The following is a 13,816-nucleotide window of genomic DNA, read 5'->3' on the forward strand; positions in this document are numbered from 1 at the left end:
ATACCCGGGCGGCTTGGGCACCCTGGTATCACGTCTGCGCGGATAAGGATTCCAGCAACGAGCTCGTCTATGTCGACGGCGCGATGATCGCCTCGAGCACGATCACGCAGACAAATGCAGGACCTCCCCACTTCGGCATCGGCCCGATTGCCGACTTTGCCGGCTTCGCCGACCTCATTGCCAGGCCGGACGCAGGCATCCTATACTGCATGAACTTCTCGAGCGCCCAGACCTGCGTCCAACCATCGGGAATTTTCTGGTTTGCGAACCATCACTTCTGTTGCTTCGGAGGAGGTAGCAGGGCAAGCCGTGGCCCGGACCGAACATCGATACGAGAAGTCAGTTCGGTTCCGTTGTGCTACATACGCAAGCTGCTGAGATCTGTGGTTACAATCGCGTCTCCAAAGGGCAATTAACTGAGATGACCTGATCATGGACCGGAAGCTTGCTGCGATCCTTGCTGCGGATGTCTCCGGCTACAGCCGGATGATGGAGCTGGACGAAGCCGGCACGCTCGGGCGTCTGCAGACACATATTGGTGAGGTCGTCCGGCCCGGGATCGCAGCGCATAGGGGCCATATCGTCAAGACCACCGGCGACGGCCTGCTCGCCGAGTTCGCGAGCGTCGTTGAGGCGGTAGAGAGCGCTGTCGATATCCAGCGATCGATGGCGCAGCGGAACAGTGGTCAGCCTGAGAACAGCCAAATTCTGTACCGCGTCGGGATCAATCTCGGTGACATCATCTTCGAGGACGGAGACATCTTCGGCGACGGCGTAAACGTGGCCTCGCGGCTTGAGGGGCTCGCCAAGCCGGGCGGCGTGTGCGTCTCGGACATTGTGCATCAGGCAGTCGCGGATCGGATCCAGGTGCCCTTTCGTGACATGGGCAACCAGCGAGTAAAGAACATCTCCCGACCCATCCGTGTCTGGCAGTGGACGCCTGACGGGGGCCTGCAGACGACGAGACCTGTCGAAGCGGCCCTGCATCAGCGGGTGCAATTCGCGACGGCTTCGGACGGCATACAGATCGCCTGGGCCAGCATTGGCCAGGGAGCGCCGGTGTTGAAAGGTCCGAACTGGTTGAACCATCTTGAATATGAATGGCACAGTCCCATTTGGCGTCCGATTCTGGCAAGTTCGCGAAGCTTTGCCATCTCGTGCGGTTCGACCAACGCGGAAATGGCCTCTCGGACTGGGAGGTGGAGACGGTATCGGAAGATGTAATGGCCAGCGACATGTCCGCAGTCGCGACTGCTGCACGGCTAGATCGGTTCGCGCTCCTCGGCATCTCGCAAGGTTGCGCCTTTTCCGTGCGTTATGCTGTGGAGCATCCGGAGCAGGTGACATGCCTTATCATGCTGGGCGGTTATCTACGAGGTCGGCTAAAGCGACCGGATCTCGATCAAAGGAAGTTGTATGAAGCCGGGGCGATGATGATCCGCGACGGCTGGGGCTCGCCGAATCCCGTTTTCAGGCACTTCTTCACTTCGACGTTCATCCCCGACGCCCCCCAGGAGATTGTTGCGAGCTTTGACGAACTGCAGCGCATTGCCACGAGCCCCGAGGCCGCGATGCGACTCTGGGAAATGAACAGCGAAGTTGACGCGACCGAGTTAGCAAAGAGGGTCCACGTCCCAACGCTCGTGATGCATTGCGTAGGAGATCGCGTCGCGCCGATCGAGGAGGGCCGGCTGATGGCCAAGCTCATTCCGGGAGCAATGTTCGTCGAGCTCCCGGGAAATAATCACGTGCTCATTGAAGGCACCCCCGCCTTCGACCAGTTCTTCGAGGAAACGGCTGCCTTCCTTGCGATGCATAACCCGGTCGCGTGACGCACGACGGGTTTTTTCGAATGTCGGGCTGGCTTCGTGGCATACATAGACTTCCGAATGGGTGAATCCGCGACGTTTGGACCTTGGAGGGCTAGCGCGTTGGAGAGAACGCCCCAGCCATGCCGGCGCCAAAATGGGGCAGGCCCCTCGCTTTGTCGCCAACAATCCCTAGATTTGGTTGCCACCTGAGCTCACAGGATAAGCAATCTCGCTTGGCTCGGACCTCAGGGCAGGGACCCTCGGTCCGCTGTCACAGGGAATTGGCGTGGCGGTCGCTGGATTTCTCCCCCGGGCTCCTAGAAGACGTCGGACATAACGCGTCAGAGGCTTCTCGAGCCAACGGTAGGTGAACAGAGCCGCGGTAAAAGAGATCGCCAGCGCCAAAGCGATAAAGGCCCATGGGCCAAGAAGCGCGATCAAGCCGGTTCGCCAAAAGATGACGCGAATGGCGCGGATCACGAACGGGTAAAGCAAATAGAGAGCGTAGGAGGCATCGCCAACCCCCGCGCCCCATCGCGCGGCCAGGCTTTCAGGCCGCCGCGGCAAGCCTGCCATGGTCATCATGGCTGACGTGTGAATCGGCCCTTTAATTGCGGGTAGTTGTCAATCCTGATCTCGCACTGCCATCGCCGGGTCATGGTCCTTTCCGAGGTCAATTGCCTCATGATGATGTTCGGGGTTGGGCGCCTCAACGTGTGCAACGAAGTCCGAAGTCGACGCCAGCCGATTCAACGAGGTCACCACAACCGCGTCCCGGCGGGGACATCACGGGTTCCGGAAACGGGCCCGCGATTGGGATCGAGTGCGATCTGTTACGCCATCTTTTCGCTGCCCCACTCGAAGCTAGTTCCGTCGACCCAGATGCAGTGGAGGAGCACCGCCATCTTCCGTGCGACCGCCACTTTGGCCTTCTTCAAGCCAATCCGCTTCGAGAGGCGCATGCCCCACGCTTTCAACGAACACCATTTCTTCGTTGGATGCATGAGGACACTGGCGGCTTCGTAGAGGTACGTTCGCAAGAGCCGGTCTCCCCAATGCGACACGCGGCCGGTGACATCCGTTTCCCCGGATTGTTTTCGCCGCGGCGTCAGGCCGAGGTAGGCACCGACGTTGGCGGCCGATCGAAAGCGTGCGGGATCGTCGATCGTGTGGCGGAAGGTGAGCGCGGTCACCACGCCGATGCCGGGGACTGTCATCAGCCGGCGTGTGGTTTCGTCTTCTCGAGCGAGACGGCGGACCTGCCGATCGAGCTTCTCCTGTTCACAGCAGACCTGCTCGTGGACAGACAGAAGCGCCTGAACCAACGACCGAAGCGGATGCCCGTCAGCAACCAGTTCCCAAACCTTTCGCCGGAACTGTGACCCAATCGATCGACTGAACTGCAGCCCGTATTCCTTCAACATGGACCGTGTCTGGTTTTCAAGATCGCGCCTGATATCGACAAGTCTTGACCGTGCGACGAGCATGGACCGGGTGGCCTGACTCTCTGCGCTCTTTACCTTGACTTCCCGATACCAGCCGACGCGAACCAGTTCGGCCAGGCCGCGGGCATCGTTCTCATCGCTCTTGTTCATTCGAACTGAAAGCGCTGCCTTTGCATGCCGAGCATCAATGCAGACGACCGGCAACCCGACCCTTTTCAGCTCGTGCCAGAGCCAGCTGGACATGGCGCCCGTCTCGAATCCGATGCGCTCGGCGTGAGGCGCACGTTTACGCAGCAACTCAGCCAGCGCTCCCGGATCGGACTTCGCCTTTCCCTGGAACACCGTCCTTGCAGCATCATCGACCACGCAGACGCTCGTCTCCCTCTGCGATACATCCAATCCGACATATTGCTTCACTGCGGCCTCCTTGATCACACGGTCGGCGGCTTTTGCCGTCAGCCGAGTCTTCGTTCAAAGGCGCGACGGCAGCAATCAATCGCCGCTTCCTGCAAATGTGCAGTCACTATCTGGTGCAGCCGGTCGCCTGCACGCCGGCGTCCGGCTGGGAGAAGGGTCAGGTCGAGAACCAGGTCGGGCTGGTGCGGGAGCGCTTCTTCACGCCGCGGCTGCGCTTCAAGTCCTATGCCGAGTTGAATGCCTGGCTCGCCGACAAGTGCGTCGCCTATGCGAAGGCACACCGCCATATTGACCAGCCCGAGCGCACGATCTGGGACGTGTTCGAGGAGGAGCGCGGCAGACTGGTCGAGTATCGCGGTCCATTTGATGGCTTTCACGCCATGCCGGCTTCGGTGTCGAAGACCTGCACGGTTCGCTTTGATAACAACAAATACTCCGTGCTCTCGACCGCTGTCGGCCGCCCGGTCGAGGTCCAGGCCTATGCCGACAGGATCGTCATCCGCCAGGACGGCGTGGTCGTCGCCGAACATGCCCGCTCCTTCGGGCGCAACGAGACGGTCTACGATCCCTGGCATTACGTCCCTTTGCTTGCCCGCAAGCCCGGTGCGCTGCGCAATGGCGCGCCATTCCGGGACTGGGCTCTGCCACCAGCGATGGAGCGTATCCGACGCAAATTGAAGGCGGCGCATGACGGCGATCGGCAGATTGTGTCGATCCTGGCCACGGCGTTGACCGACGGCATCGATGCCGTGGAGGCAGCCAGCCAGGAAGCGCTCGATCAGAATGCCTGCTCATCCGCCGTCATCATCAACATCCTGGCGCGGCAGCGCGATCCGGCGCCGGCAGTCACCATTCTCACCCCGGACGCTCTTCGCCTGCAGCACGAACCGCAAGCCGACTGCGCCCGCTACGACAGCCTCAGGAGGGCAAGCTGATGGAACGCACCCAGGTTCTGGAACTGATGGGCACGCTGAAGCTCTACGGGATGCGGGGCGCCTATGACGAGGTCATGGCGACAGCCATCAAGCGTCAGCATGAGCCGCCGAGGACGATCTGCTGTCGGCCGAGATCGCCGAGAAGCAGGCCCGCTCCATCAAATACCAGCTCACCGTCGCCAAGCTGCCGATCGCCAAGGACATCGATGAGTTCGACTTCGACGGCACGCCGGTCAACGAGGCCCTCGTCCGAGAGCTCGCCAACGGCACCTTCGTCGCCGACCAGCGCAATGCCGTGCTCATCGGTGGCACCGGGACTGGCAAGTCGCATCTAGCAATCGCCATCGCGCAGGCCCTGATCCGCAACGGTTCACGCGGCCGCTTCTTCAACGTCGTCGATCTCGTCAACCGGCTCGAGACCGAGCACCGCGGCGGCAAGCAGGGCCGTATCGCCGATTACCTCACCCGGCTCGACTTCGTCGTGCTCGATGAACTCGGCTATCTGCCCTTCGCGCAGGCCGGCGGGCAATTGCTCTTCCACCTGATCAGCAGGCTCTACGAACGGACCTCGATCATCGTCACCACGAACCTGGCGTTCGGCGAATGGCCCGCCGTCTTCGGCGACGCCAAGATGACGACAGCGCTGCTCGACCGTCTCACCCATCATTGCGAGATCATAGAGACCGGAAACGAATCCTGGCGCTTCAAGAACCGCGCCTGATCACCCATCAAGCTGCCAAGCGCCATCCGCGCTCGCCCGGTCTGCGCAACCCCGACCAGCTCCGCCCGGGCGAACGCTGACCGCAGCGCATTACACTATGCCACCTTCCTAACCCTCCTCCCAGAAATCCAGTAGCTTGGCGTGGCGAAGGTCTTCCTCGCCTCTTAGTGTTTTCACCCGCCCGACGTGCGCCTACTCATCCTTATCGAGGTTTCCGTCCGAGACCAGCACTGGATCTCTTCAACCTCGATGAACGCGCATTACCGTGCGCGGGTTTCGCCCAGGCGCTTCGTTATTGTCGACGCGCGCACGATTGACGGGCGTTGCCCCCCGGCCTCACGAGAGGTCTCAGAACGACGGGAACAAAGATGGGGCCCGCTCCTTATATCCCTGGCGACTTTATTGAAATCGCCCTGGAAAGGAGAAAACCATGAAAAAATATGTGACCAGTTTGGCAGCTACGACTTTTTTGATGTCGGGCGTCGGCATTGCAATGGCGGACACCATTATCGTCAAACCCGAGGACCAGAAGGTCTACCGAGAATACGTCCATAAAAATCCGATCGCCTCCATCAAGCTCCCGGGCGTCGAGTTGAACGTCGGCACCAAGCTCGACGACCAGGTGGAGTTGCGCGAAGTGCCGAAAGAAAAATACAGATACACCGTCATCGAGGGCAGAACGGTCCTCGTCGATCCGGACACTCGTGAGGTCGTGCAGGTGTTGGACGACAACTAAGCGCTTTTTATCGGTCTGCGCTTGTTGCGCATGCCATCCCGTCATGGCCCCCACCAACACCGGCGGCCATGACGTAGACCGAATGGTCCGGCCTTTGGAAAAACTGCGGACTCGATACGAGGTGGGTTTTCCATCAACCCCGCCGGCCAGAGAAGGCTTTCGTACCCTTCCTTATCGCTTTTAGGGCTTCGTCTGCGCTCTGCCAGCCCTTAAACTTGATAGTTTTGCCGGTGCCGAGCACCGATGAGAGAAAGAATTGCTCGATTTCCCGCCTGAGGTGTTCGGGCACTTCGCCTGCGGTTGCTGGTTCGTCTTCGGCATCCTCCTTTTGAGGGCAGAAGATGAAACGATCATTGCGTAGGGGCTCGCCACCTTGATCCTTCTGCTTGACACGCAGCGCACCAAGCAAGCGGCATTTGATGACTACCCCTGGCGCGGTACAAGCTTGGTGTATCACGAGCCCATCAAGGGGATCACCGTCCTCGCCCAACGTCGAGGGGACAAAGCCCCAGTCGTACGGGTAACTCATTCCAACCGGCAGGGGCCGGACGTAGCCAAAAACCCTAGTCGCGGGATCATAGGCTAATTTTGCAGCCGCACCCCGCGGGGTTTCGACCACCACCCTGATCAAGCCATCCTTCCTCGTCGGCAGCTTTAGAAAGTCGGGCATGCAAGACGCCTCCAAACTGTGAGCCGGCTCTGGAACTTCGGGAGGCCAAGAATGTTCCGAGGAGCCGCGAAGGAAGGTCCCAGGATGACAAAAACCGCTTTGCACTTGCTCAAGGGCGTGGGCTATTTGATTTCAACGTTCAGCGTTGTCCTGCTCGCCATAGTGAGCTGGAAGAGCGCCTCGCAAAGCCCACTACTGATCGCCTGTCTGCTCGTCGGCGTCACGGCGTCACTTGCTGGCATGTTCTGTCGATGGCTTACGTACGAAATCGAAAAGCGTCGGGAAGGAAAATAGATGGCGTCGGGATGAAGGCTGGACCCCGCAAGGGAGACTCAATTCACCGCGGGGCTCGCCCCGGTGAATCTTTCGGCCCGGACGCCGGAAATGCTTTCCAGCGTCTCAAGTGCGGTCAATGAGGTGGCGGATGCACTCCATGGCGACCCGTTCCCCTGCATCATTCACCGATGCAAATGCCACCGGGAGCAAGGTTCGGGCGGTGACCGCAAAGGACGGGTGCGTCGGCTGCGGAATCGGAAGGGGATTCGATCAAGCTGTGTGCCTCGGCAAGCATTGTCCAGACTTCAAAGATACCGCATTGTCCAGTCGAGAGCGGCGCCAGCGCGAGCATCCAAGGTCGTGGAAAGGAGGCGGCTATTGCTACTCTAAAGGCCGGCTTCGATAGCTACATCATCTACAACGGTGCCTCGGATGAGCAACATAGCTGTTGTCCAAGGTCCTGGCACCTACAACACGACGGCGGTTGCCAACGGACCATTTATCGACGCAACCACAACATACCAGCCAGGACCACCGATTGTGATCGGCCATCACGGCCAATCCTTTGCGTTGAAGATGTTCCACCAAGGCGAGCTCGGTTCAGAGAATGCCCTCTCCGCGAGAAACACGCTTGGTCGGGACTGCAAAAGAACCCAGTTCTCACCTGCGTTAGCTAGGCAAGGGACGTCCCGTGCTGATGGCCCCCTGGGACACCTCGAAATGAAACCCCGCCGGCCGGAGCCAGCGGGGTGCGTGATGAAAACCTGGCGGAAGGAATGCTCATCCCGGCCACGGGATGACATAAAAACGGCGGGCGAAGAACAGATCAGGGGGACGATGACGCTTGGACATAAGTCGCTCCTTCTGCTGCTTAATCGCGATAGCTCCCGAACAGACGTCGCTATCTAAATTACAATAATGCGACTGCGATTAGGTTCCCGGTTCCGTGCTTGTCTTGTGCAAATGGGTGCTTTGAACGGATTGTCGGGGTCGGTAATCCAGGTCTGTCGCCAGGTGATCGCCTCCCGCCGCGCCGCCAGGATGGCGCGCACGCGCTTGGCCATCGGATCGCGCGGATAGGCGCCGATGAAATCTCATAGCCGCGCATCGTATCGCGATCGAGGGCCGCGACATAAGCGTCGCGCGCGTCGAAGTCGCGGATCGGCCTGGTCCGCATCGTCCGGGCCTCCGCCGCCGAGTCCTTGGGCGCGGGAGCATCCGGAGCACGATCGAAGAAGACGAAGGGCTCGGTGATCTTCGAGGCGTTCCAGGGCACTTCCGCTCCTGCAGTCACTTCGTTGACGCTAACCGCGTCCGGTCGAACACGTCCCCAGCGACAAGCCGCCTTCGCGCATCATCTCGGCCAGCGCCTGGGCATAGGCGCCGTATGGGCCCTTGCCCTCGGGCGCGACCGTGCCAGGAGCGGCATTGAAGGCGATGAGCTTCTTCGGGTCGGGATCGACCAGCGCGAGGCCGCGGGCGAGCGGCTGCTTCGACTGCGCGAAGGAATTTGGCCCTGCCGCATCGAGCACGATGATGTTGACCTTTGTCGGCAGCGCGGCGAGCGGCTTGGTGAGATCGGAAACCCGCACCGCGGCAATCGGCACATCGGCGGCATTCGAGATCTGGGCATCGACCGGAACGAAATAGTTTTCGCCTTCAAACTGCACGCCATGGCCAGCCAGATAGACAAACACCACCGCGTCAGGACCGGCTGCGGTGACCTTGGCAAGGAAATCGCGGAACGCGCCCCGCAGCAATTCCTGGTCGACATCGCGCGCTCCCTCCACGTCGAACCCTGCCGTCTGTGCGATCAGGCCAGCATCGTTGGCTTCCGTTGCGAGGGCACCGGCCTCATAGGCGGCGTTGCCGATCACAAAGGCCAGGCGCTTTTCATTTTGCGCGAGCGCTCCCGTCGCAAAAAGCTCGCAAAAACACCGAGCGCGACAAGGATGCCGAGGAACTTTTGGAGAGTCCGCATTACAATCCGCCCTCCATACGAACAACAACGCTGCAAAGACAGGAATGTTTCCCAGACAGCGCTAAATCTCGCGCGCTTGCGGCACAACTTCGTCCGAAAAAAGCGGTTTTGGTTACCCCGACGTGATGCGATCTGCAGCGGCGCCGGATCGGGCGCCGCCTGTATGTCTATGAATCGGTATCGAGCGGACGTCAGAAGAAATCAGCCTTACATGATGATGGCGGGACATAACCCGCCACCATACCGCTAGCGAAAGCCGTGGCTTATTTGGAATCGCCGAGTGCCTTCAATTTCTCACCATGCAGGGAGGCCGCCGGAGTCCCAACCATCCGATCTTTTTCTTTTTATGCTAAAGGGCTAATGCCTCACTTCAGGATGAAATACAGCGGGACGAGTATCGAGAATGCCGCGACAGCGGTCAGAAATAGGTCTGTAGTCATGAGCCCCGCTCGAATTTTCATGACCATCCTCACATTCAACTTAGCTAAAATGCAAGGGAGTCGGCCTCGTGCCCCGGTGCAACATTGTCGCATCGCTACGCCTTGATGCTCCGCGCTGGCGGCTTCACGCTCGCTTCCAGGCGCAGCCGCTCGACGGAAAGCACGACAGCGCGCGCCAGCGCTTCGGCCTCGCCAAGCAATATTGGCCCGTAGAGCCCGAGCACTGCTTCCTCACTCGGCAGCACACCGGGCGGGCAATGCTCCTCGATCATCCTTCTGATTAGTTGCAGAGCGGCGCGGCAGTCGGGATCGCTCTTCAACCGCGCAGCTTTCTCGCCTCACGCTCTAGCGTGTTGCGGTCGTTCCCCATGCGCTGATCAACTCCCGCACCTGCTCGGGCGTGACGCGGTGCTGCTTGGCAAAATAGGCGACCTCGTAATCTTGTCGGCGGAGACACGGTCACGGTCGCGGAAATCACGCTTGCTTTTGTCGTCTGCCATTGTTGGTTACCTTCCTGGCCGACAAAACTGCGCGCTACTCACGAACCGCGACCCGGGAGGTCGAAGTCCGCAATTGATTCGACGTCTACCGTGACCAAGCCGCCCCCATCGATTCGGGCGGTGAGCTTTTCATCCTCTCCATCTACGCGCGTGGCAAACCCTCTGATCTCGACCTTCTCGCCGGCTTTCGCTCTCGGAGTGGGAAATTTTAGGTGGGCACGCTCACACTCGATATGCCATCCTCCATCACTTTCAAGATGGCGGTCACCGTGATTTCGTCGCCAACTCGCGGGCCTCGCGCCAGTCGTCCCACCGTTTCGTCAAAAGGCAGCAGTTTAAACATTCAAGTTGGCTAAAATGTTTCGGAACCGATTGCAGGCTCGCGGCTTGAATCGCGTTTTCGTGAGTCAGCTGATGCGTTTGAAGTTCATCCCGCCGTTGATGCCGACCCTGGTTGATAAGCCTCCCGAGGGGGGGATAGCTGGATTCACGAGGTGAAATTTGACGGGTACCGATCGCAGATTGTCCGAGACGAGGGCGGCTTGCGCATCTTCACCAGGCGTCGCCTCGACTGGACAGCGAAATATCGAGACCTAACAAAGGCGGCGAACGGTCTCGCCACCTCCATCTCCATCAGCCGCTCGGCGGCAAAGCCGATCATCTCGCGCAGCAGATCGGCATCCGGGGTCTTCTCCACGAGCCTGCGTAGGTTCATCGTGTCGCCGGTCATCGGTGGTCCTTCCGAAATGGGTTGGGGTCAACAACCAAACCCTACCGGAAAGCGCCGATGACCATCGACACGCCGCTCACTCGCTACAGCGCTACTAACGGCGCGCTCGCGAGCGGCTTCGTAACCCCAGAGCTACACCACCTGATGGGACACGACCGTTTGTCGCCCCGCCTATCAAACCAAACAACCAGAGCGCCAATCGTTGTGCCGATCAATGACGTCTCGTGCAAGCGTGCCCCTGCTTAGGCGCTTTGCGGTCTTCCGTAGCAAACCGGCAGCAGGCCAGGAGGACGTTCGTCGTCAAAGATGGCTCTCATAGTCCATAGAAGCCTTTGCACCTCAAGAGTGACTTCTTACCCAAGTCGACCCATGTCAGGCGCGGGCAGCTTTGCGTGTTAGAGTGGATCCTTGCATCGATATTGCATCCTCCATTGTCAGCGGCCTTGCCGCTGTCAGCAAGGTACGCCTCCGGCGAGGGCCGCCTTGCGCGAGCAATGGCCCGGTAACCAGCGGTCATCGAGCTGGAGATCGCCGGCGAGGTGCGGCTGCGGATTCCGCTGGCCACGCCACCGACGCTGGCGGCGGCTATGGTGAAGGCGCTTGGCGTTTGATGATCCCGGTTCCGAGCCAGGTGCGGATCTGGTTGGCGGTCGGCCGGACCGATATGCGTCGCGGGATGCAGGGCCTGGCTCTGCAGGTTCAGGAGACGTTGGGCCGGGATCCGCATGCCGGCGATCTCTATCTTCCGCGGCCGTAGCGGCAATCTGATCAAGATTATCTGGCATGGTGGGCTCGGCATGTCGCTGTATGCAAAACGGATCGAGAAGGGCCGGTTTCTCTGGCCGTCGCCGGCGGATGGTACGGTTTCCATATCACCGGCGCAGGTCGCCCACATGCTTGACGGGATCGATTGGCGCAACCCGCGCCACACGTTCCGCCCCCAGCGCGCGGGCTGAGTTTTTCTTTGAGTTTGCGCCATTTTGCGCGAGTCAGCGGGCGCGTTTTATGTTTCACTCCGGGACATGGTTGCCACCGCCCAGGATGCTGTTCCGAACGTTCAGCCCGCCTGCACGACCAGATGGAGCTCACCTTCGAGGAACTCGAGAGCACGGCGACCGAAGACGAGATCGCCGCCGAACAGGCCGCAGCCCGGACCACCGAGGTGGCGCCTTATGTGCGCAAACGACCGGCGCGCCAGCCATTTCCCGAGCATCTGCCGCGCGAACGCGTGGTCGAGCCAGCGCCGGCCGCTTGCCACTGCTGCGGCGGTCACGGCTGCGCAAGCTGGGTGAGGACATCACCGAGACCCTGGAGGTGGTGCCGCGGCAATGGAAGGTGATCCAACATGTTCGGGAGAAGTTCACCTGCCGCGACTGCGAGGCGATCAGCCAGGCTCCGGCGCCGTTCCACGCCACCCCGCGCGGCTGGGCCGGTCCTGGCCTGCTGGCGATGATCCTGTTCGAGAAGTTCGGCCAGCATCAGCCGCTCAACCGCCAGGCTGAACGCTATGCCCGCGAAGGCGTGCCGCTCAGCCTGTCGACGCTCGCCGACCAGGTCGGCGCCGGCGCGCGACAAGCTCTCGCGCGGACACGATCTGAGCAAGGCCTGCAACTACATGCTGCGCCGCTGGTCATCCTTCACCCGGTTCCTCGACGATGGGCGGATTTGCCTGTCGAACAATGCAGCCGAGCGAGCCCTGCGCGGCATCGCTCTCGGCAGAAAGTCCTGGCTGTTCTGCGGTTCCGATCGCGGCGGACAGCGCGCTGCCGTTCTCTACAGCCTGATCGTCAGCGACAAGTTGAATGACCTCGACCCTCAGGCCTGGCTCGCCGACGTCCTCGCCCGACTGCCCGCCTATCCGGCACATCGGATCGATGATTTGCTGCCGTGGAATTGGAGATCCGCAAAACTGCGGACCAACCAGCGGCGGCCTGATCATGCAGCGCAATAAGGTGCATCACGTCTACACCGTCGAACATGTCGCCCGGGACCTCGGTGTCAGCGAAGCGTGAAGGCCAAGGTTCCGTCGTCATCGTTGGCGCCGTACACCCAGATGACGCCGTCCTCGGGCTCAAGACCGAGGGTCAGGTCCTGGAGAGCGCCGCGGTCCCCTCGGCGATCGCGGGAATAATAGAACACCGCCGCCGGCGGGTTGGCGCCGCCGAACGGTCGGTCATCGCGCACATAGGTCCATAATCGGCCGGTATCGGTCTTGCCCTGGCCAGGACCGTAACCGTCGTATCGTCGCCGTGCAGACGCATCGATGCCCTGTTCGATATCGAGCGCGAGATCAACGGCCTGTCGCCAGGCCAACGCCACACCGTACGCCAAGAGCGGAGCGCGCCGCTGGTCACCGAGCTCGAGCGCTGGATGATCGAGACGTCGAGGAAGCCAAAGTCCTCCTCGAAGAATATCATCGCGTCTCCCCATCGAAAGCTTGACCCCAGCACCGCAGTGCTCATGGCCGCCGGATACGCACGTGTGCGGTCTTCACCGGATGGGTACTCAGCAAGCTTGATCGCTCGACGCAACACCGCCGCCGGGAAGGCCAGACCAGTCAGCCGATCCAGGATTGTCATCGATCCGAGCCTCTGATCCCTCCAGTACTCTAAGGCTCCCGCATTGCCTCCTGGCCGATCGGGAGCATGACGCCGAGAATGTACTTGAGTATCGTGCGGCGGCCGACCTTTACGTCGGCGGTCACCGGCATGCCAGGGCTGACGGCGAAACCGGCGGGTACGCCGTGGAGGGCGACCTGGTCGATGGAGATCCGCGTGCGATAGAATGGCTCGGCGTCGGAAGGCAGCATGGCCAAGGAACTGTTCGGATCGCGCGCTTGCTCCTGTGCCGAGAAGGAATCTGGGCTGAGTGCCCGCACAGTTCCATGGGCGAGGCCGTATTGCGAATAGGGGAAGGTGTCGAACTTGATGACCACCGGGTCGCCGACATGCACAAAACCGCTGCTCCTGCCAACGATGTTTGTCTCGATCTCAAGGGGCGCGTCGGCCGGCACCAGCGTGATAAAGCGCTCCCCTGACTGCATGACCGAGCCGACRGAGACTTTTGCCACSGATTGAACGATGGCGTCTGATTGGCTCTTCAACTCGACCAACTGGTTTCGAAGCTTTGCCTTGTTGAGAAGTTCGCGGGCGTC

9 protein-coding genes and 8 pseudogenes are annotated in these 13,816 nt (G+C 60.7%); 10 read left to right on the top strand and 7 right to left on the bottom strand.

Features of this window, described 5'->3' with window-relative positions:
• Positions 1-432: 432 nt before the first annotated feature.
• Together AB4Z43_RS29145 and AB4Z43_RS29150 are read left to right on the top strand one after the other, a co-directional pair.
• Positions 433-1,224 carry an adenylate/guanylate cyclase domain-containing protein gene (locus AB4Z43_RS29145; RefSeq protein ID WP_441940131.1) on the top strand — a complete coding sequence of 264 codons (792 nt, stop codon included), beginning with the start codon at positions 433-435 and terminating at the stop codon, positions 1,222-1,224.
• Positions 1,200-1,832 carry an alpha/beta fold hydrolase gene (locus AB4Z43_RS29150; protein ID WP_441940133.1) on the top strand — a complete coding sequence of 211 codons (633 nt, stop codon included), beginning with the start codon at positions 1,200-1,202 and terminating at the stop codon, positions 1,830-1,832. The genes AB4Z43_RS29145 and AB4Z43_RS29150 overlap by 25 nt, the downstream gene beginning before the upstream one ends.
• A gap of 812 nt (positions 1,833-2,644) precedes the next feature.
• Here the strand turns inward: AB4Z43_RS29150 and AB4Z43_RS29155 are convergent.
• Positions 2,645-3,673, bottom strand: a complete 1,029-nt coding sequence (locus AB4Z43_RS29155; protein ID WP_441940135.1) for an IS110 family transposase — start codon at positions 3,671-3,673, stop codon at positions 2,645-2,647.
• Between the two features lie 68 nt (positions 3,674-3,741).
• Between AB4Z43_RS29155 and AB4Z43_RS29160 the strand changes: the two are divergent.
• The 3 genes and pseudogenes from AB4Z43_RS29160 to AB4Z43_RS29170 form a co-directional block, all read left to right on the top strand.
• A pseudogene (locus tag AB4Z43_RS29160) lies at positions 3,742-4,675 on the top strand (Mu transposase domain-containing protein); the annotation flags it as partial.
• Positions 4,608-5,329 (top strand): annotated as a pseudogene (istB, locus tag AB4Z43_RS29165) (IS21-like element helper ATPase IstB). The pseudogenes AB4Z43_RS29160 and istB, both read left to right, overlap by 68 nt.
• Before the next feature lie 430 nt (positions 5,330-5,759).
• Positions 5,760-6,065 carry a DUF1236 domain-containing protein gene (locus tag AB4Z43_RS29170; RefSeq protein WP_441940137.1) on the top strand — a complete coding sequence of 102 codons (306 nt, stop codon included), beginning with the start codon at positions 5,760-5,762 and terminating at the stop codon, positions 6,063-6,065.
• Positions 6,066-6,198: 133 nt separating this feature from the next.
• Here AB4Z43_RS29170 and AB4Z43_RS29175 read toward each other — a convergent pair whose 3' ends face one another.
• On the bottom strand, positions 6,199-6,735 hold the full coding sequence (locus tag AB4Z43_RS29175; RefSeq protein WP_441940139.1) for an inorganic diphosphatase: 537 nt from the start codon (positions 6,733-6,735) through the stop codon (positions 6,199-6,201).
• Between the two features lie 84 nt (positions 6,736-6,819).
• Here AB4Z43_RS29175 and AB4Z43_RS29180 point away from each other — a divergent pair, with 84 nt between their 5' ends.
• Complete coding sequence (locus AB4Z43_RS29180) at positions 6,820-7,029, top strand: hypothetical protein (RefSeq protein ID WP_441940141.1); 210 nt, start codon at positions 6,820-6,822, stop codon at positions 7,027-7,029.
• A gap of 971 nt (positions 7,030-8,000) precedes the next feature.
• Here the strand turns inward: AB4Z43_RS29180 and AB4Z43_RS29185 are convergent.
• The 3 genes and pseudogenes from AB4Z43_RS29185 to AB4Z43_RS29195 form a co-directional block, all read right to left on the bottom strand.
• Positions 8,001-8,906 (bottom strand): annotated as a pseudogene (locus tag AB4Z43_RS29185) (caspase family protein); the annotation flags it as partial.
• A 621-nt stretch (positions 8,907-9,527) separates the two neighbouring features.
• Positions 9,528-9,752 carry a hypothetical protein gene (locus AB4Z43_RS29190; protein WP_441940143.1) on the bottom strand — a complete coding sequence of 75 codons (225 nt, stop codon included), beginning with the start codon at positions 9,750-9,752 and terminating at the stop codon, positions 9,528-9,530.
• A 25-nt stretch (positions 9,753-9,777) separates the two neighbouring features.
• Positions 9,778-9,834: pseudogene (locus tag AB4Z43_RS29195) on the bottom strand (hypothetical protein); the annotation flags it as partial.
• Between the two features lie 592 nt (positions 9,835-10,426).
• On the opposite strand from AB4Z43_RS29195, the pseudogene AB4Z43_RS29200 reads away from it, so the two are divergent.
• The 3 pseudogenes from AB4Z43_RS29200 to AB4Z43_RS29210 all read left to right on the top strand — a co-directional run.
• Positions 10,427-10,492: pseudogene (locus tag AB4Z43_RS29200) on the top strand (DNA ligase); the annotation flags it as partial.
• An 846-nt stretch (positions 10,493-11,338) separates the two neighbouring features.
• Positions 11,339-11,618 (top strand): annotated as a pseudogene (gene tnpB, locus AB4Z43_RS29205) (IS66 family insertion sequence element accessory protein TnpB).
• Positions 11,619-11,710: 92 nt separating this feature from the next.
• Positions 11,711-12,613: pseudogene (locus AB4Z43_RS29210) on the top strand (IS66 family transposase); the annotation flags it as partial.
• A 155-nt stretch (positions 12,614-12,768) separates the two neighbouring features.
• Here AB4Z43_RS29210 and AB4Z43_RS29215 read toward each other — a convergent pair.
• A pseudogene (locus AB4Z43_RS29215) lies at positions 12,769-12,929 on the bottom strand (IS66 family transposase); the annotation flags it as partial.
• A 31-nt stretch (positions 12,930-12,960) separates the two neighbouring features.
• Here AB4Z43_RS29215 and AB4Z43_RS29220 point away from each other — a divergent pair.
• The gene (locus tag AB4Z43_RS29220) at positions 12,961-13,257 is read left to right on the top strand and encodes a hypothetical protein (RefSeq protein ID WP_441940151.1); all 297 of its coding nucleotides are present in this window, start codon (positions 12,961-12,963) and stop codon (positions 13,255-13,257) included.
• 13 nt (positions 13,258-13,270) lie between these two features.
• Here the strand turns inward: AB4Z43_RS29220 and AB4Z43_RS29225 are convergent.
• Positions 13,271-13,816, bottom strand: a 546-nt coding sequence (locus AB4Z43_RS29225) for an HlyD family type I secretion periplasmic adaptor subunit (RefSeq protein WP_441940145.1), incomplete at its 5' end; no start/stop codon positions are given.

Source organism: Mesorhizobium sp. 2RAF45, from assembly GCF_052115225.1.
Taxonomy (GTDB): Bacteria; Pseudomonadota; Alphaproteobacteria; order Rhizobiales; family Rhizobiaceae; genus Mesorhizobium; species Mesorhizobium jarvisii.

Bases quoted from the DNA above. Each gene is read 5' to 3' on its own strand.
- AB4Z43_RS29145 (WP_441940131.1), top strand. From the start codon at position 433: ATGGACCGGAAGCTTGCTGCGATCCTTGCTGCGGATGTCTCCGGCTAC.
- AB4Z43_RS29170 (WP_441940137.1), top strand. From the start codon at position 5,760: ATGAAAAAATATGTGACCAGTTTGGCAGCTACGACTTTTTTGATGTCG.
- AB4Z43_RS29175 (WP_441940139.1), bottom strand. From the start codon at position 6,735: ATGCCCGACTTTCTAAAGCTGCCGACGAGGAAGGATGGCTTGATCAGG.
- AB4Z43_RS29180 (WP_441940141.1), top strand. From the start codon at position 6,820: ATGACAAAAACCGCTTTGCACTTGCTCAAGGGCGTGGGCTATTTGATT.